The 15833-nt window shown below is 63.2% G+C and carries 16 protein-coding genes; 9 read left to right on the top strand and 7 right to left on the bottom strand.

Features of this window, described 5'->3' with window-relative positions; genetic code table 11:
* Positions 1 to 35 precede the first annotated feature (35 nt).
* The 7 genes from AB7F10_RS07310 to AB7F10_RS07280 all read left to right on the top strand — a co-directional run bounded on the left by AB7F10_RS07310 (position 36) and on the right by AB7F10_RS07280 (position 6332).
* On the top strand, positions 36 to 1583 hold the full coding sequence (locus AB7F10_RS07310; RefSeq protein WP_428559124.1) for a 4-hydroxyphenylacetate 3-hydroxylase N-terminal domain-containing protein: 1548 nt from the start codon (positions 36 to 38) through the stop codon (positions 1581 to 1583).
* Between the two features lie 218 nt (positions 1584 to 1801).
* Entirely contained in the window at positions 1802 to 2830 is a 1029-nt protein-coding gene (locus AB7F10_RS07305; protein WP_428559126.1) for a TRAP transporter substrate-binding protein, read from the top strand.
* A 90-nt stretch (positions 2831 to 2920) separates the two neighbouring features.
* The gene (locus AB7F10_RS07300) at positions 2921 to 3448 is read left to right on the top strand and encodes a TRAP transporter small permease (protein ID WP_428559128.1); all 528 of its coding nucleotides are present in this window, start codon (positions 2921 to 2923) and stop codon (positions 3446 to 3448) included.
* A complete protein-coding gene (locus tag AB7F10_RS07295) occupies positions 3441 to 4745 on the top strand; it encodes a TRAP transporter large permease (protein WP_428559130.1) in 1305 nt (434 codons plus the stop codon). The genes AB7F10_RS07300 and AB7F10_RS07295 overlap by 8 nt, the downstream gene beginning before the upstream one ends.
* A 48-nt stretch (positions 4746 to 4793) precedes the next feature.
* Complete coding sequence (locus tag AB7F10_RS07290; protein WP_428559132.1) at positions 4794 to 5189, top strand: DoxX family membrane protein; 396 nt, start codon at positions 4794 to 4796, stop codon at positions 5187 to 5189.
* A gap of 19 nt (positions 5190 to 5208) precedes the next feature.
* Positions 5209 to 5823 (top strand): carboxymuconolactone decarboxylase family protein, encoded by a 615-nt coding sequence (locus tag AB7F10_RS07285; protein WP_428559134.1) that lies wholly within the window; start codon positions 5209 to 5211, stop codon positions 5821 to 5823.
* Between the two features lie 80 nt (positions 5824 to 5903).
* The gene (locus tag AB7F10_RS07280) at positions 5904 to 6332 is read left to right on the top strand and encodes an acyl-CoA thioesterase (protein ID WP_428559136.1); all 429 of its coding nucleotides are present in this window, start codon (positions 5904 to 5906) and stop codon (positions 6330 to 6332) included.
* Positions 6333 to 6382: 50 nt separating this feature from the next.
* On the opposite strand, the gene boxB is transcribed toward AB7F10_RS07280, so the two are convergent.
* Positions 6383 to 7825, bottom strand: a complete 1443-nt coding sequence (gene boxB, locus AB7F10_RS07275; protein WP_428559139.1) for a benzoyl-CoA 2,3-epoxidase subunit BoxB — start codon at positions 7823 to 7825, stop codon at positions 6383 to 6385.
* Between the two features lie 2 nt (positions 7826 to 7827).
* Positions 7828 to 9480, bottom strand: coding sequence for a 2,3-epoxybenzoyl-CoA dihydrolase (boxC, locus tag AB7F10_RS07270; RefSeq protein WP_428559141.1), 1653 nt, complete (start codon positions 9478 to 9480; stop codon positions 7828 to 7830).
* A 252-nt stretch (positions 9481 to 9732) separates the two neighbouring features.
* Here boxC and AB7F10_RS07265 point away from each other — a divergent pair, with 252 nt between their 5' ends.
* Positions 9733 to 10641 carry a helix-turn-helix transcriptional regulator gene (locus tag AB7F10_RS07265; protein WP_428559143.1) on the top strand — a complete coding sequence of 303 codons (909 nt, stop codon included), beginning with the start codon at positions 9733 to 9735 and terminating at the stop codon, positions 10639 to 10641.
* Between the two features lie 51 nt (positions 10642 to 10692).
* The gene (locus tag AB7F10_RS07260; RefSeq protein ID WP_428559145.1) at positions 10693 to 11016 is read left to right on the top strand and encodes a 2Fe-2S iron-sulfur cluster-binding protein; all 324 of its coding nucleotides are present in this window, start codon (positions 10693 to 10695) and stop codon (positions 11014 to 11016) included.
* A gap of 15 nt (positions 11017 to 11031) precedes the next feature.
* On the opposite strand, the gene AB7F10_RS07255 is transcribed toward AB7F10_RS07260, so the two are convergent.
* The 5 genes from AB7F10_RS07255 to AB7F10_RS07235 form a co-directional block, all read right to left on the bottom strand.
* Complete coding sequence (locus AB7F10_RS07255) at positions 11032 to 11754, bottom strand: ABC transporter ATP-binding protein (RefSeq protein WP_428559147.1); 723 nt, start codon at positions 11752 to 11754, stop codon at positions 11032 to 11034.
* Positions 11744 to 12481, bottom strand: a complete 738-nt coding sequence (locus AB7F10_RS07250; RefSeq protein ID WP_428559149.1) for an ABC transporter ATP-binding protein — start codon at positions 12479 to 12481, stop codon at positions 11744 to 11746. The genes AB7F10_RS07255 and AB7F10_RS07250 overlap by 11 nt, the downstream gene beginning before the upstream one ends.
* A complete protein-coding gene (locus AB7F10_RS07245) occupies positions 12478 to 13467 on the bottom strand; it encodes a branched-chain amino acid ABC transporter permease (RefSeq protein ID WP_428559151.1) in 990 nt (329 codons plus the stop codon). Before AB7F10_RS07245 ends, AB7F10_RS07250 begins: the two co-directional genes overlap by 4 nt.
* Positions 13464 to 14318, bottom strand: a complete 855-nt coding sequence (locus tag AB7F10_RS07240) for a branched-chain amino acid ABC transporter permease (protein ID WP_428560009.1) — start codon at positions 14316 to 14318, stop codon at positions 13464 to 13466. The genes AB7F10_RS07245 and AB7F10_RS07240 overlap by 4 nt, the downstream gene beginning before the upstream one ends.
* A gap of 166 nt (positions 14319 to 14484) precedes the next feature.
* Positions 14485 to 15660 (bottom strand): ABC transporter substrate-binding protein, encoded by a 1176-nt coding sequence (locus AB7F10_RS07235; RefSeq protein ID WP_428559154.1) that lies wholly within the window; start codon positions 15658 to 15660, stop codon positions 14485 to 14487.
* Positions 15661 to 15833 lie beyond the last annotated feature (173 nt).

The following is a 15833-nucleotide window of genomic DNA, read 5'->3' as shown; positions in this document are numbered from 1 at the left end:
CGGCAGCGGATCGCCACAAAAGCTCCAGGAGGAACATGATGCTTCGGACCGGCAAGCAGTATCTCGAGGCGCTGAATGACGGCCGGGATGTCTGGGTCGGCGATACCAAGGTCGACAACGTCGCGACGCATCCGCTGACGCGCGATTACGCCCAGCGCACCGCCGAGTTCTTCGACCTGCACCGGCAGCCCGAGCTGCAGGACCAGCTCACCTTCGTCGACGAGAAGGGCGTGCGCCGCTCGATGATGTGGTTCCTGCACCGTAGCAAGGACGACCTCGTCCGCAAGCGGAAATATCTCGAACACATCATGAAGCATTTCGTCGCCGCATCGATGCCGCGTTCGCCGGATGCCCAGAACTACATGCTGGTGACCTACATCGACGATCCGGAGCCGTGGGAGAAAGCCTCGATCGGCGCCGACGGCCGCGGGCTCGCGGACAACATCCGCAACTTCTGGCAGTTCGCGATGGACAACGACCTCGTGGTCGCGCCGCATTTCGTCGACCCGCAGGCCGACCGCTCCGACCCGAACGCGCACGCCACCTCCCCCGCTCTGCGCATCGTCAAGACCACCGATGAGGGCATCGTCGTCAACGGCGTCAAGGCGATCGGCACCGCCTCGGCCTTCGCGGATTATCTGCACCTCGGCGTGTTCTTCCGCCCCGGTGCCAAGGGCGACCAGATCATCTATGGCGTCTGCCCTGCCAATCTGAAGGGCATCACCATCGTCTGCCGTGGCAGCGTGGTGTCGGACGACCCGGTCGAGCATCCGCTTGCCTCACAGGGTGACGAGCTCGACTCCACCCTGATCTTCGAGAACGTGCTGATCCCGTGGAAATATGTGTTCCACATCGGCAACCCCGACCACGCGAAGCTTTATCCGCAGCGCGTGTTCGACTGGGGCCACTACTACGCGCTGGTGCGCCAGGCGGTCCGCGCCGAACTGCTCGCCGGCCTCGCCATCCTGATGTGCGAGCATCTCGGCACCTTCAAGATCGACGCGGTGCAGTCACGCATCGCCAAGCTGATCGCCTTCCAGCAGTCGACCTACGCGCATGTGCTGGCCTCCGAGGACCAGGGCTTCCACACGCCGGGCGGCCTCTACAAGCCTGACATCCAGCTGTTCAACTGGGGCCGCGTCTACTTCCTTTCGCACATGGGCGCGATGATCGACGAACTGCTCGACCTCTGCGGCCGCAGCGCGATCATGTTCCCGACCGAGAAGCAGTGGCAGAATCCGCAGATGCGCCCTTGGCTCGAGAAGCTCAACAAGGGCGCGTTCGGCGAGCCTTACGACCGCATCAAGATCGCCCGCGTCATCCGCGACCTCTACCTGACCGACTGGGGCGGCCGCATCTCGATGTTCGAGAACTTCAACGGCACGCCGCTCGCCACCCTGCTGTCGCTGACGATGAAGCGCGCCGAGTTCACCGGCAACGGCCCCTACGCCGAGTTTGCCCGCAAGGTGTGCGGCATCGATATCCGCCGCGACGAGGCGTCCGAATACAACGCGACCGCCGACTACGCGAAGGCGCAGGACACCGGCCGCGCGGCGCGGCCGCCCGTGCAGGCGGCGGAATAGAGGAACCGAACAAGGACGATGTAATGCGACGTCCGGCTCCAATCCTCGCGGCACACACCGCGGCCCTGCCTTCCGTTCCGCATGGAACGGGAGGCTTTCGGCCATTTGCGATCGAGATGGAGGATGCCCGAGGCGGCTGACCGACCGCATCCAACGCAATCGAACACGCAGCCAATGCGTGACGACAAGATCGGAAAGATCATCAAAGGGAGGGATACATGACAACAACCTGGAAACGGCCGCCGACCGTTATGACAGCGGCCTCGATATTGACGGCGCTGCTCGTCGCATCGCCGATCGCTTTTGGCTCCGCTGCCGCCAAGGAGCTGACGGTCGCGACATTCCTGCCGCCGACCCATCCGACCACCAAGCTGTACGAGCAGATCGGCAAGGAAATCGCCGAAGACAGCAAGGGCGACCTGACGTTCAAGGTCTATGCCGGCGGTACGCTCGGCGCCGGGCCATTTCAGCAGTATCAGCGCGCGGTGGAAGGCGTCGCCGACATCGTCGATATCTGCCACGCCTTCCACGCCAAGGTGTTCAGCCGCACGATGCTGATCGTGCTGCCCGGCTCGTCCACCAGCGCGGTCGACGCGACGACGCGACTCTGGGACAACGAGAAACTGCTGGAACCGGACTACAAGCAGGTCAAGAACCTCTTCATGTATTCGGTGACGCAGGCGGTCCTGACATCGCGTGAGTCCCCGGTGAAGACCATGGCCGACCTCAAGGGCAAGAAGGTCTTCATTCCCGGCGCGGCCTTCGCGCCGACGATCTCGGCCTGGGGCGGCACGCCGGTGCCGATGGCGCTCGAGGAAATGTACAATGCGCTCTCCACCGGCGTCGTCGACGTCGTGGCGCTGCCCGCGGTGTCGCTTGGGCCGCCATTCCGCCTCGGCGAAGTCGCGAAATATTCGAGTGTCGGCGTCTCAGGTCTGTTCAATCCCTGCGGCGCGATCATGAACAAGAAGAGCTACGCTTCGCTGACGCCCTCGCAGAAGGCAATCCTCGACAAGCACACCGGCCGGGCGATGAGCCTGCGTGCCGCCAAGATCTTCGACGGCTGGGCGGCTGCATCGATGAAGGGGGCACAGGAAAAGAACGGCCTGCAGCGCATCGACCTGACGCCGGAGGTCCGCAACAGCTTGCGCGAGGCCGCCAAGCCCGTCGTCGACAAGACGATTGCCAGCCTCGAACAGGCAGGCGTCAAGGACGCGCGCGCGGTCTACGATGCGATGAATAAATAGCGCGACCGGCTAGACTGGCCGCGCTGACGGCCCGGCCTCGGGGACGGCCGCTCCGCCCCCGGGGATCCTTTCTTCGTTCAGGGGTTTTCGATGCTCGACTGGATCGACCGGATCGTCCACGCATTCGCCCTATGGTTCGGTGGGCTTGTCCTGTTCGCCATGCTGGGCTTGACGGTCTTCGACGTCGGCGGCCGCTACTTCCTCAACTGGCCGGTCTATGGCTCGCTCGACCTTTATGGCGTGCTGCTGGCATCGGTCGTCGCGGTCTGCCTTCCCTACGGTCAGCGAACCGGCGCGCATGTATCCGCTGACCTGTTCGCGGCGCTCGCAAGCCCCGGGGTCGACCGGGCGATCACCGTTGTCGTGCGCACGCTGTGTGCGATGATCGCCGGGCTGTGGGCCTGTTACCTTTATTTCGCGGGCAACACCGCGGCGCTTCTGGAAGAGTCCACACAGCTTCTCGCGATTCCATTTCAGCCGGTCTACTACATCCTCGCCGTCGGCATCGGCATCTATGCGATCGCCCTGTTGGCCGAGGCCGTCACATTGGCGACGACCGACGCCATCCCTTTGATCAACGACAAAAGCAGCGCAACCATGGCGTCGTCCGATGAGTAACGTTTCCATTGGCCTTGTTGGCCTCGCTGGTCTGTTCGCGCTGTTCGCGGTTCGCGTTCCGGTCGGCATGTCAATGCTGATAACCGGCGTCGCGGGAACATTGGCGATTCACGGCTGGAAGCCGGCGATGTCCTCGCTGACCAGCGAGACCTTCGCGATCTCGAACTTCTCGCAGCTCATTGTGCTGCCGATGTTCGTGCTGATGGGCAATCTCGCCGGCGCCACCGGAATGGGACGCGATCTCTACAGCGCGGCCTATACCTGGATCGGGCAGGTCCGCGGCGGGCTCGCTTCCGCAACGATCGTCGCCTCGGCCTGCTTTGCCGCGATGAGCGGCTCTTCGGCCGCTTCCGCGGTCACGATGGGCCGCGTCGCGCTGCCGGAAATGCGTCGCTTCCGCTATGACGACAGCCTGGCGACCGGCACGGTGGCCGCCGGCGGCACGCTCGGCTTTCTGATCCCGCCCAGCGCCGGCTTCATCATCTATGCCATTCTCACCGACCAGTCGATCGGGCGGCTGTTTCTGGCAGGCGTCATTCCGGGCCTCATCCTGACCGCGCTGTTCGTGATCGCCATCACGATCATGACCTACATCTACAAGGACATCGGCCCGGCTGGACCGAAGACGACGTTCGCCGCCAAGATAGCGGCGACCCGCAAGTCGCTCGGCATCGTCTGCGTCGTCTTGCTGGTGATCGGCGGCATGTACTTCGGTATCTTTACGCCCGTCGAAGCCTCCGGCATCGGCGCTTTTCTCACCTTCGTCGTTGCCGCACTCCGGCGCCGGCTGACCCTGCCGATCATCAATCTTGTCGTCATCCAGACGATCCGCACCTGCGGCACGATTTTCCTCATTCTGATCGGCGCCTATGTCTTCATTCCCTTCATGGCGCTGTCACAGGTGCCGAGCATGATCGTCGGCTACCTGCTCAGCTTCGATCTCGGCCCCACCGGCCTGCTGCTCATCATCATCGGCACCTACATCGTGCTTGGCTGCTTCATGGAGGGTTTTTCCATGATGGTGCTGACGCTGCCGATCGTGCTCCCGCTGCTGGCGCACATGCAGGTCGATCTGATCTGGTTCGGTGTGGTCGCCATCATCGTCATCGAAATGGGGCTGATCAGCCCGCCGGTCGGACTTAACGTTTTCATCGTCAAAGGCATCGCCACCGACGTGCCGATGTCCACGATCTTTCGTGGCATCTGGCCGTTCTGGATCGCCATGGCGGCCTGCATCGCGATCCTGATGGTCTTTCCTGAACTTGCGCTCTATTTGCCTCGCAGAATGTTCCACTAGCCCGGATAAAACACGGCCACGCGCCGGCACCCTGAACGGAGGAAATCCATGCAAGCTCTCTACCCCAACGATGCTTCGATGATCGACAGCATCGGCCGCATCCTGATCGTCCTGTCATTCGTGATCGTCGGCCTGCGCAACCTGCAAGCGTTTCATGTCGAGGATCACGTCAAGCGGCTCGGATTTTTCAAATGCCCGATGCCGCGCGCCGCATTCTGGGTCGGCATCGCCATCGAGTTTGTCGGCTGCGCGCTGGTGCTCGCCAACTGGCACGCCGCAATCGGCGTTATCCTGCTGATTATCTTCACCGTCGTCGCCTCGCTGCTCCTGCTGCGGTTCTGGGAGATGGACGACCCGATGAAGCGCATCGGCATGCAGAACGGCTTTTGCGCCAATATCGCGGTGACCGGCGGTCTGCTGCTGCTGCTGCAAAACGTTCTCTAACCGGCGAAGGCCAGGCTCAATGACCCAGACGACGAAAGCTTCGGCGCGGCTCGATCCGCTGCCGCCGGAAACGACGCCGGAGATGAAGGACGAATTCGACTCGTTCTTCAAGACGCTCGGCTTCGTGCCGAACAGCGTGCTGACCATGCAGCGCAAGCCGAAGATCGCCAAGGCTTTCGTGCAAATCCAGCGCGCGATCTGGGATCCGGAGAGCAAGGTCGACCGCGGCTTCAAGCGGCTCGCGGCCTATGTCGCGAGCCGCAACGCCGCCGACGTCTACAGCATGGCGCACACCGCGAGCGGCGCGCTGCATTTCGGTATCGCCGAAGAGAAACTGCTGGCGGCACGCGACTACCGCAACAGCCCGCTGTTCACGACTGCCGAAAAAGCGGCGCTCGATCTCGCGGTCGCCGCCAGCTCCTCGCCGATTGCGGTTACCGACGCTCTCTTCGTTGAATTGCGCAAGCACTGGAGCGAGGAACAGATCGTCGAACTGATGGGCGTCATCGCGGTGGCGGGCTTCCTCGCCCGTTGGAATGTCTCGATGGCGACGCCGATCGAGCCCGAGCCGCTCGAGGTCGGCGAGCGCGTTCTGAGCCCCCAAGGCTGGTCGCCCGGCGCGCATCGGCGCTGATTCTCCGGCTCACGCCAAGACGCTAGCCAAACGACGGCTGACGAAGCATGATGCGCTCCGATCCAATCGGAGCGCATTTCTTGTCCTTCGTCACCAACCGCATGAAACTGGCCATCGAGTGGGCGCATTGCGACCCGGCCGGCATCGTGTTCAACCCGCGTTTTTTCGAATTCTTCGACACCGGCACCTGGCACCTGTTCGAGACCGCGCTCGGCGTGCCGAAGCAGCAGCTGACCAAGACCTACAAGATCTGGGGCATTCCGCTGGTCGATGCCGGCGCGGACTTCCGGATTCCCCTCGCCTTCGGTGAAGACGCCGAGATGGAGTCGACCGTCAGCGAATTCCGCCGCTCAAGTTTCGATGTCGTCCATCGCATTCTCAAGGGCGACAAGGTCGCGATCGAAGGCAAGGAAACGCGGGTCTGGACCGGCAAGGATCCGGCCAATCCCGAACGCATCCGGGCAACGCCGATTCCCGACGAGGTGATCGCGAAATTCAAAAGGGCGTGACGCTCGGGCGCCACGCCCTGTTTTATTGAGCGGCCTCGAACGCTCCGCCGTCAGGCGAGCTTCACATATTCAAAGTCGCCCGGCTTGTTGTCGATGCCAACCTTCGGCGGCGCGATCCACGAGGCGAATTGGCCCGGCCGGATTTCCGGCTGCATCAGGCCTTCGATGAAGTCCTTGTCGCCGCTGGACGGCAGGAATTCGCCCTTCTGCTTCTCCCATGCGTCGGCGGACAGAACACTGCCCGACGGGTCGGCGTGGACGGTCGAGAATTCGCCGATCTGGCGATGGAACGACTGGTGCGGCAGTTTCATCTGGAACGGAATGCCGGCAGCCTCGATCACCTTGTTCCAGCGGCCGACGCCGAGCCCGCAATCGGTCAGGTAGTCGTCGCGCAGCCGCATGTTGAGCGCGGACAGCGCCGGCGCATCCTCGGTGACGAACTTGCCCTCCTTCAGGCGCAGGACCGGATAGGTGTCCTTCTCGAGCTGGTGATCGTCCTTGAGCCGGTCCTCGCGGAACCGGCCCTTGATGCCGGCGTGGAAAGAGTTCGCCGCATTGGTCGAAATCTCGTTGCCGAACAGATCGAGCGACAGCGAGCAATGCAAGTTGAGCTTCTTCTGGATGGTCGGCAGATCAATGACGCCGAGCTTGCGCACGGCAGCGATGTCATTCGGGTCTTCGATCCCCGCCTCTTTCATCGCGTCGCAGGTGCGCTGGATGACGCGCGTCACGCCCGTCTCGCCGACGAACATGTGGTGCGCTTCTTCCGTGAGCATGAAGCGGCAGGTGCGCGACAGCGGATCGAAGCCGGACTGCGCCTGAGCCTCGAGCTGCATCTTGCCGTCGCGATCGGTGAAATAGGTGAACATGAAGAACGACAGCCAGTCCGGCGTCTTCTCGTTGAAGGCGCCGAGCATGCGCGGCGTGTCGGCGTCGCCGGAGCGGCGTTCCAGGAGCGCGTCGGCCTCGTCGCGCCCCTCGGTGCCGAAATATTTGTGCAACAGATAGACCATCGCCCAGAGGTGACGGCCCTCCTCGACATTGACCTGGAACAGGTTGCGCATGTCGTAGAGCGATGGCGCGGTCTTGCCGAGATGGCGCTGCTGCTCGACCGAGGCCGGCTCGGTGTCGCCCTGGATGACAATCAGGCGGCGCAGCATGGCTCGGTATTCGCCCGGCACTTCCTGCCAGGCCGGCTGGCCCTTGTGGCTGCCGAACGGCACGGTGCGGCCTTCGACCTGTGGCGCAAGCAGAATGCCCCAGCGATAGTCCGGCATGCGGACGTAATCGAACTTCGCCCAGCCTTTCGGATCGACGCTGACCGCAGTGCGCAGATAGACCAGTGACTGCTGGAAGCCGTCCGGCCCCATGTCGTTCCACCAGTTGATGTAGCCGGGGTGCCACTTCTCCAGCGCGCGTTTGACACGCGCGTCGCTGTTGAGCCCCACATTGTTCGGGATAAGGCCGTCGTAATCGACCTGCTGGATATGCATGGCTACACCCTTTCGCGCTTGAAGGTTGGGGACACGCCGGTGCCGTACAGCGTCAGCGCGCCCTGCTCGCCGATGGCGTTCGGCCGCTGGAAGATCCAGTTCTGCCAGGCGGTCAAACGGCCGAAAATCTTGGTTTCCATCGTTTCAGGACCGGCGAAGCGGAGGTTCGCTTCCATGCCGGTCATGGCGTCGGGCGAGAAGCTCGCGCGTTCTTCCGTCATCACGCGCAGTTCGTCGTCCCAGTCGAAATCCTCATAGGCGACCGTGATGAGGCCAAGCTCGGCGGCCTCCTCGCCCTCGACCGGCGCGCCGATCTTGCCCTCGAGGTTCTTCAATGTGTCCGGCTCGCCGAGGAAGCGGGTCTGCAGCCGCGTCAGGCCGTTGCCCATCGGATAGCCGCCGAAATTGGCACGGCCAAGGACAATCGACGCCGGTGCGCGGTTATCGCCCTCGCGCGTGCCGATCAGCATCGCTGAGCGGTCGGCAGCGAAAGCGAGTTCAGCCAGCGTGCCGGCGAAGCAAGAGCCCGGCTCAATTGTCGCGATCAGGCTCTTGGCAGTGACGTCGACGCGTTTCAACACGCGCTTGAGGTAATGACGGATCTCGCGCATCAGCCAGTCTTTCCCCGCCGACAGCAGGAAATCGTCGTAAGCGAGCACGGAAGCCGCCTCACCTTCGGTGCGGAACAGCACGAGGTTGATCTCTGGTTCGTTCATCCGCAGGTGCAGGATCGCGTTTTCAAGCTCGCGCGCAACCGCAAGCGGCCAGAACGCCGCGCCGAGGGCATGTGCTGCTTCGACCGACGCCGGAACCGGCGCGGACGGTCCGCGCACAGTGAGAGTCGCAATCAGCTTGGCGCGATCAAGCTCGACCGCGACATGGGTGTAGTCGACACGGCTCTCCGTCATCTTCGGTTCGAGGCGGGGCAAGGTGATGCCCTTGGCATCTTTCGGGCGGTCGGACCGCGCGGCGATCTCCCTGGCGCGTGCCTTGACGGCATCATCCCACTTCGACGGCGGCACCACTTCATCGACCAACCGCCAGTCGACCGCGCGCTTGCCGCGCACGCCTTCTTCGGTGGCGCAGAACACGTCGGCGCGATCGCGGCGAACCTTGCGCTTGTCGGTGACTCGCGTGAGCCCACCGGTGCCGGGCAGCACGGCGAGCAGCGGCGCTTCCGGCAGCGACACGGCCGAGCGGCGGTCATCGACCAGCATGATGTGTTCGGTCGACAGCGCGAGTTCGTAGCCGCCGCCGGCACAGCTGCCGTTCACGGCCGTCATGTAGGTCTGGCCGGAATTCTCGCTGGCGTCTTCCATCGCAAGCCGCGTCTCGTTGGTGAACTTGCAGAAGTTCACCTTGTGGCCATGCGTCGCCTTGCCGAGCATGCGGATATTGGCGCCGGCGCAGAACACATTGTCCTTGCCGGATTTCAGGATGACGGTCCGCACTTCCGGATGCTCGAAGCGGAGCCGCTGGATCGCGTCGTTCAATTCGATATCGACGCCGAGGTCGTAGGAATTCAGCTTCAACTCGTAGTAATCGAACAGCCCGCTCTTCGGATCGACATCCATGATGAGGCTGGCGACGTCGCCGTCGAACTCGAAGCGCCAGTGGCGGTAGCGGGAAGGTTCGGTCTGGAATTCGATGGTCATCGTCCTGCGGCGCGAAGCCAGCCTTGCGGCGTCGCCGCGCCTCCCTGAACTTGCATTATTTTGCAGAACAATATCAGCGGCATTCCAGACTGGCAAGCTGGGATTCCGGATCGTGAACAGCTCACATGCCCTGACATCCATTTTCGTCTGCTATGATTGCGTATTCGCATAGTCCAATGTGATTTTCGGTTGCCTTATAAGTCGAAATTGGTCATAGTCGCATAGCATTATATTGCAGATCGGCTGAATGCGATGACGACGACCGCAAAACAGGCCCGCCCGCCCGTCAAGCTGCTCCGCTCGGGCGGCGACGTCCGGCAGTATCTCACCCGCCTCGGCGAGCGCGTGCGCCGGTTGCGCCACCAGCGCGGCATGACGCGCAAGACGCTCGCCCAGCACGCCGACGTGTCCGAGCGTTATCTCGCGCAGCTTGAAAGCGGCGAAGGCAATTGCTCCATCGTGCTGCTGCGGCGCATCGCCGGCGCGATGAACGTGCCGGTGACGCAACTCGTCACCGAGGGCGTCGATCCCCCGGTCGATGCCGTGCTGCTCTCGCAGTTCCTCGAACGCCTCCCCCCTCAGGCCGCCAAGGAAGCGCGCGAGCTTGTTCTGAAACATTTTGGCGATACCTACGGCGCCGGACGCCGCTCGCGCATCGCGCTGGTTGGCCTGCGCGGTGGCGGCAAGTCGACCATCGGCGCGACGCTCGCCGAACGGCTCGGCTATCCGTTCATCGAGCTCGACCGCGAAGTCGAGCGATTCGCCGGAACGTCGCTCGGCAAGATCTTCGAGATGTTCGGCCAGGACACCTTCCGCCGCGCCGAGCGCGATGCGCTCGACGATATCCTGCGCCGCTATCCTGAATTCGTGCTGGCGACCAGCGGCTCGATCGTCACCGAACCCGCGACCTACGAGCAGCTGTTGTCGTCGTGCCTCACGATCTGGGTGCGCGCGGAACCGTCCGAGCACATGAACCGCGTGATCGCACAGGGCGACATGCGGCCGATGGCGAGCAACCCGCGGGCGATGGACGATCTGGTCGCCATCCTGCAGAGCCGTGAGACGCTTTACGCCAAGGCCGACACGATGCTCGACACCACCGGCAAGACGCCGAACCAGAGCCTCAACGACATCCTCGCCTATATCGGTGATCCCGCCTGAGTGGCGGCCAATCGCCCTAACGAAACAAACACAGGATACGGAAGCGTCCCGATGCCCAAGATCACTTTTATCGAGCACAATGGCGCGGAACACACGGTCGACGCCGAGGTCGGCACCAGCGTGATGGAAACCGCGATGCGCAACGATGTCGCGGGCATTGTCGCGGAATGCGGCGGCGGCTGCACCTGCGCGACCTGTCTCGTGCATGTGGACGACAAATGGTACCCGGTCGTCGGCCAGCCCTCCGACGACGAGGCTTATATGATCGACGGCGCCTTCGAGATCACCTCGACCTCGCGCCTCGCCTGCCAGATCACCGTGACCGACGAGCTCGACGGGCTGGTGGTGCGCACTCCCGCCTATCAGGGCCGCTGACCCCGAACCGCAAAGCTAGTAGACGCCAAGGTGCTGATGCAGCTCGGCGCTTCGCGTGCGCAGCTCCGCCGCCTTCCCCGCCATCGCAACGTGTCCGCTGTTCAGGATCACGATGTCGTCGGCGATATCGAACACCAGTTTGGCGTTCTGCTCGACCAGCACGATCGACAGCCCTTCTTCCTTGAGACGGCGGATGGTCGCCATCACTTCGGCCACGATCTGCGGTGCAAGGCCTTCGGACGGCTCATCCATCAGCAGCACGCGCGGATTGGCCATCAGTGCGCGTCCGATCGCGAGCATCTGCTGCTCGCCACCCGATAAGAGACCTGCGATCTGATGCTGCCGCTCGTGCAGGCGGGGAAACGCCTGGTAGATGCGGTCAAAGTTCCACTCGGCCTTGGCCGATTTGTCCTGCGACGGCCGCGCGGCGACCAGCAGGTTCTCCCGCACGCTGAGGCTCTTGAAGATGCGCCGCCCCTGCGGCACCAGCGCGACGCCCGCGGCCGCAACCGCCTCCGGCGGATGTCCGGTCATGTCCGCGCCCGCGACGCGCACGTTACCGTGGCGCGGCGCAAGCACGCCCATCGCGACGTTCATGCAGGTCGACTTGCCCGCACCGTTGCGCCCGAGCAGCCCCAGAAGCCTTGCCTCGCCGAGCGCAAAGGTCACGCCGTGCAGCACGTGACTGTCGCCGTAATAGGCGTCGATCGCGTCGAGGACCAGCACCTCATTCGCCAAGGTACACCTCCCTGGTCCGAGGATTGGCCACGACTTCGGCGCGCGTGCCTTCGACGATCACCTCGCCGAAGTGCAGCACGCTGATGCGCTCGGCAAAATCGAGCGCGACGTCCATGTTGTGCTCGATCATCACAATGGTGACGTCGCGCGGGATGCCGGCGATCAGCTTCTGGATGTCGCTGCGTTCGTCGATCGACAGGCCGGCATAGGGCTCGTCGAGCAGCAGCACTTTGGGATTCTGCGCCAATGCCATCGCGATCTCGACGCGGCGGCGCTCGCCGTAAGAGGTTTCGGACAGCGGCCGCGACGCAAGATGCGCAAGTCCCACCTTGTCGAGCGCCTCGCGCGCCTTATCCACGAAATGATGCTGGGCGTCGAAACGCGCGAGCGGATTCCAGCGCAACGGATGCAGGCCGAGCAGCGAGAGCATGACGTTGCGCAGCAACGTATCGCGCGGGAACAGCGTGATGATCTGATAGGTCCGCGACAGTCCGAGATGGGTGCGCTTACGACTCGCCATCGATTTCATCTCGGTGCCGAACAACGAGATGGACCCGTCGTCCGGCGTCAGCTCGCCGGTAATGAGGTTGAACAAGGTGGTCTTGCCGGCGCCGTTTGGGCCGATGATGAGCCGCCGCTCGCCGGGCGCGATCTCCAGCGTCACGTTGTTGGTGACGCGCAAGCCGCCGAACGCCTTCTGGAGATTGCGGATCGACAGGGCGGTCACGGCTTGCCCTCCGCTTTTCCGGCCGGCCTCGCCTGCCCGGAGCGGCGCGCGCGAATCCAGCCGACGAAACGCCGGCTGCCGGGCACGATGCCATCCGGCATGAAGACCACGATGGCCACGAAGATCGCGCCCAGCAGGAAGTTCCAGCGCGCAATATAGGCACTGGCGACGTTTTTCATGATGACGACCAGCGCCGCTCCGACGATCGGCCCAAGGAACGTCGCCGCCCCGCCCGAAATAACCATCAGCACGACTTCCGCCGAGGCGGTCAGCGCCAGCGCCTGCGGACTGATGAACTGGTTGTAGTAGACGAACAGCACGCCAGCGACGCCGGCCAGCAGCCCGGAGAACAGACAGGCGTAAAAGCGTGTCATCCACACATTGAAGCCGAGCGCGTTCATCCGGCGCGGCTGGTCGCGGGTGCCGGCGAGCGCTGCGCCGAACGGCGAACGCACGAACACCACGACCAAGGCGAACACCACCAGAAAAGTCACGAGCGTCGCGTAATAGAATCCCTCCGGTGACAACAGCAGCGTGCCGAACGGCCGTCCCTTGACGGTCAAACCATTGTCGCCGTTGGTCACGCTGATCCAGCGGTAGGCGAGCCCCCACAGGATTTGCCCGATCGCAAGCGTGATCATCAGGAAGCCGATGCCGGTGGTGCGCAGCGAGACGAGAGCGAATACCGCGGTCGACGCGACCGTCACGATCAGCGCCATGACGATCGCCGCGCCATGGCTCCAGCCCGCCATCAGCGCCACCGCGACCGTGTAGCAACTGATGCCGAACAGCCCGGCGTGGCCGAGCGAGACCAGGCCGCCATAGCCGAGCAGAATATCGATCGACAACGCAAAGATCGCGTAGAACAGGATCTGGCTGGCGATGTTGGTGTAATAGGTGCCGGGCAGCCAGAGCGGCAGCGACGCGGCGACGATGAGCGCGACGACGGCGCCGATGACGCGATTGGTGGCCGGGCTTGCGGTCATGGCGCGAACCTGCCGAACAGGCCTTGCGGCCGCAGCAGCATGACGAGCACCATCGGCAGGAACAGCACGAAATAGGCGAGTTCCGGATAGAGCGCCTGCCCGTAGTTATAGAGGAATCCGATCACGAAACTGCCGACGAAGGAGCCGATCAGGCTGCCGGTGCCGCCCAGCATGACTACGACCAGCGCCAGCGGCAGCATGTCGAAATCGAGACCGGGATAGATCGACAGGATCGGGATGCCGATGACGCCGGCGAAACCGGCGAGCGCCGCGCCGAGGCAGAATACAATTGTGAAAAGTCTGGAGACGCGGATACCGACGATCCGCGCCATGCCGGGATCGTCGACGCTGGCGCGGATCATCGCGCCGAGCCTTGTTCGCTCCAGCAGCAACCACAACGCAACGGTTGCGATGCAGGCGACGACGATAATGGCGAGGCGATAGATAGGGAATATCAACCCACCCGCCCGCGCCACGCCGGTCAGCGGCGCCGGCGTCGGCAGCGTCACCGGATCACCGGTCCACACCATCAGACAGAAATCGGCAACCATGAAGGCGATGCCGAGCGTTACCAGCACCTGCGCAAGGTTGTTGCCGGCGAGCTTGCGCAACAGGAACCGCTCGACGAGACCGCCAAACACCGCAACCGCGGCGGCGCCGACGATCGCACCGACCCAGAAATTGAATCCGAACCAGATCACGCAACTGGCGCCGACATAGGCGCCGAGCATGAACAGAGAGCCGTGCATCAGGTTCGGAATCCGCATCAGGCCGAAGATCAGGGAGAACCCCGACGACAGCAGGAACAGCAGCCCGCCAAACGTGATGCTGTTGATCGCCAAAATAAGCATCTGGCTCACGGTCGCAGCTCTCCGGGCGTGCGGAAGGTGAGGTAATCCGGGCCGGCACACGCAGACAAGCTTACGAAGTCTGCGCAGACATTGGATGCCGGCCCGGCGACGATGGAGGGATTATGGAGTGCGCCCGGGCGGACGCACTGTCCCCGGTCCATGCCGTTCAGGTCTTGAGCGGCGGATAATCGCGGGAATAGACGGGGTTCGCCAGGAACTTCTTCGGATCGTAAGTCCAGAACTGGCTCGTGTTCGGATATGTCTTGACGATCTTATTGACGATCTTGCCGCCCACCTTCTCCGCCTTGCGGACATAGTTGGTGAAGGTGATGTTGCCGTACTCGTCGAAGCTGATCGGCCCGCGCGGCGTCTTTTCGAGCTTCACGGCCTTCACATCCTTGATGAACTGATCCGGATTGTCGAGCTTGCCGCCGGACTTCTGCAGCGCGGCCTCGAGGATCATGCCGTTGACGTAGAACGCCGCGGAATAAAGACCGACCGCGACGTCGTTGCCGTAATATTTGCGGATCGACGCAAGAAACGCCTTATTCTCGGGCGTGTCGATGTCGAGGGAGTACGGGATCGAGCTGATCATGCCGACCGCCTCGTCGCCGAAACCCTTCATGATGGTATCGTCGGCGATGGTCGAGCCGCCGACGATCGGCTGACTGAAGCCAAGCTCCCGGAACTGCTTGACGAAGCGGATCGGGTTCGCACCGGTAAGGCCAAGCGCCAGCACGTCGCAATCCTGAACCTGCGAGATGAACGGCGTGTAATCCGGCGTATTACCCGGCGACCACAGCTTCTTGACGACACGGCCGCCGAGATCCTCGAACAGGCGCTGGAAGCCACCGACCTGCTCGTAGCCGAAGGCGAAATCGTCCGCGAGCGCCACTGCCCGCTTCTTTCCCATCTCCTTGAAGGCGTAATCGGCGGCCGGATACATGCATTGCGCGGCAGAGTTCGAGGTGCGCACCACGTAAGGATTGGCCTTGCGCTGCGTCACGTCTTCCGCGCCGGCATAGCCGAAGGTCGGAATCTTGTGCTGGGCGAGATAATCGACGATAGCGAGATGCTCGAAGGCCGCAAACGGCCCCATGATCATGCTCACCTTCTCGCGCTCGACGAGTTCCACCGCCTTGGTCTTGGCGCCGGCCGGGTTGCCGCCGGAGTCCGCGACCACCATTTCGATCTTTCGGCCGGCGAGCGTGTAATTCCTGTCGCGCAGGAAGGTGGTGATGCCTTCCTCGCAGTGAATGCCACCGGCGGCGAGGAAGCCGGTCTTCACCGTCAGCACACCGATCTTCAGCGGCGCATTCTGTGCGATCGCCGGTATCGGCAATGCCGATGCGCCTGCAAGCGCCGTAGTCCCCGCCAGGAATTTTCGCCGATCAATCCGACTTGCCGTCCGACTTGCCATGACGTCCTCCCCTTGATGACTGATTTTTTATGCGGCACGAAGCCGTTTACTTGATGAAAGTATCCGGCTGAATCCGGTGGAGAATCAATAGCAGC

The sequence above is a fragment of the Pseudolabrys sp. genome (genome assembly GCF_050250095.1).
GTDB lineage: Bacteria > Pseudomonadota > Alphaproteobacteria > Rhizobiales > Xanthobacteraceae > Pseudolabrys.
This window is presented reverse-complemented; position numbering and strand designations above follow the sequence as displayed.

Excerpts from the sequence above, each read along its gene's own strand:
- AB7F10_RS07260 (WP_428559145.1), top strand. The coding sequence starts at position 10,693 with ATGCCCAAGATCACTTTTATCGAGCACAATGGCGCGGAACACACGGTC.
- AB7F10_RS07285 (WP_428559134.1), top strand. The coding sequence starts at position 5,209 with ATGACCCAGACGACGAAAGCTTCGGCGCGGCTCGATCCGCTGCCGCCG.
- AB7F10_RS07305 (WP_428559126.1), top strand. The coding sequence starts at position 1,802 with ATGACAACAACCTGGAAACGGCCGCCGACCGTTATGACAGCGGCCTCG.
- AB7F10_RS07265 (WP_428559143.1), top strand. The coding sequence starts at position 9,733 with ATGACGACGACCGCAAAACAGGCCCGCCCGCCCGTCAAGCTGCTCCGC.
- AB7F10_RS07295 (WP_428559130.1), top strand. The coding sequence starts at position 3,441 with ATGAGTAACGTTTCCATTGGCCTTGTTGGCCTCGCTGGTCTGTTCGCG.
- AB7F10_RS07245 (WP_428559151.1), bottom strand. The coding sequence starts at position 13,467 with ATGACCGCAAGCCCGGCCACCAATCGCGTCATCGGCGCCGTCGTCGCG.
- AB7F10_RS07300 (WP_428559128.1), top strand. The coding sequence starts at position 2,921 with ATGCTCGACTGGATCGACCGGATCGTCCACGCATTCGCCCTATGGTTC.
- AB7F10_RS07310 (WP_428559124.1), top strand. The coding sequence starts at position 36 with ATGATGCTTCGGACCGGCAAGCAGTATCTCGAGGCGCTGAATGACGGC.
- boxB (WP_428559139.1), bottom strand. The coding sequence starts at position 7,825 with ATGCATATCCAGCAGGTCGATTACGACGGCCTTATCCCGAACAATGTG.
- boxC (WP_428559141.1), bottom strand. The coding sequence starts at position 9,480 with ATGACCATCGAATTCCAGACCGAACCTTCCCGCTACCGCCACTGGCGC.
- AB7F10_RS07290 (WP_428559132.1), top strand. The coding sequence starts at position 4,794 with ATGCAAGCTCTCTACCCCAACGATGCTTCGATGATCGACAGCATCGGC.
- AB7F10_RS07240 (WP_428560009.1), bottom strand. The coding sequence starts at position 14,318 with ATGCTTATTTTGGCGATCAACAGCATCACGTTTGGCGGGCTGCTGTTC.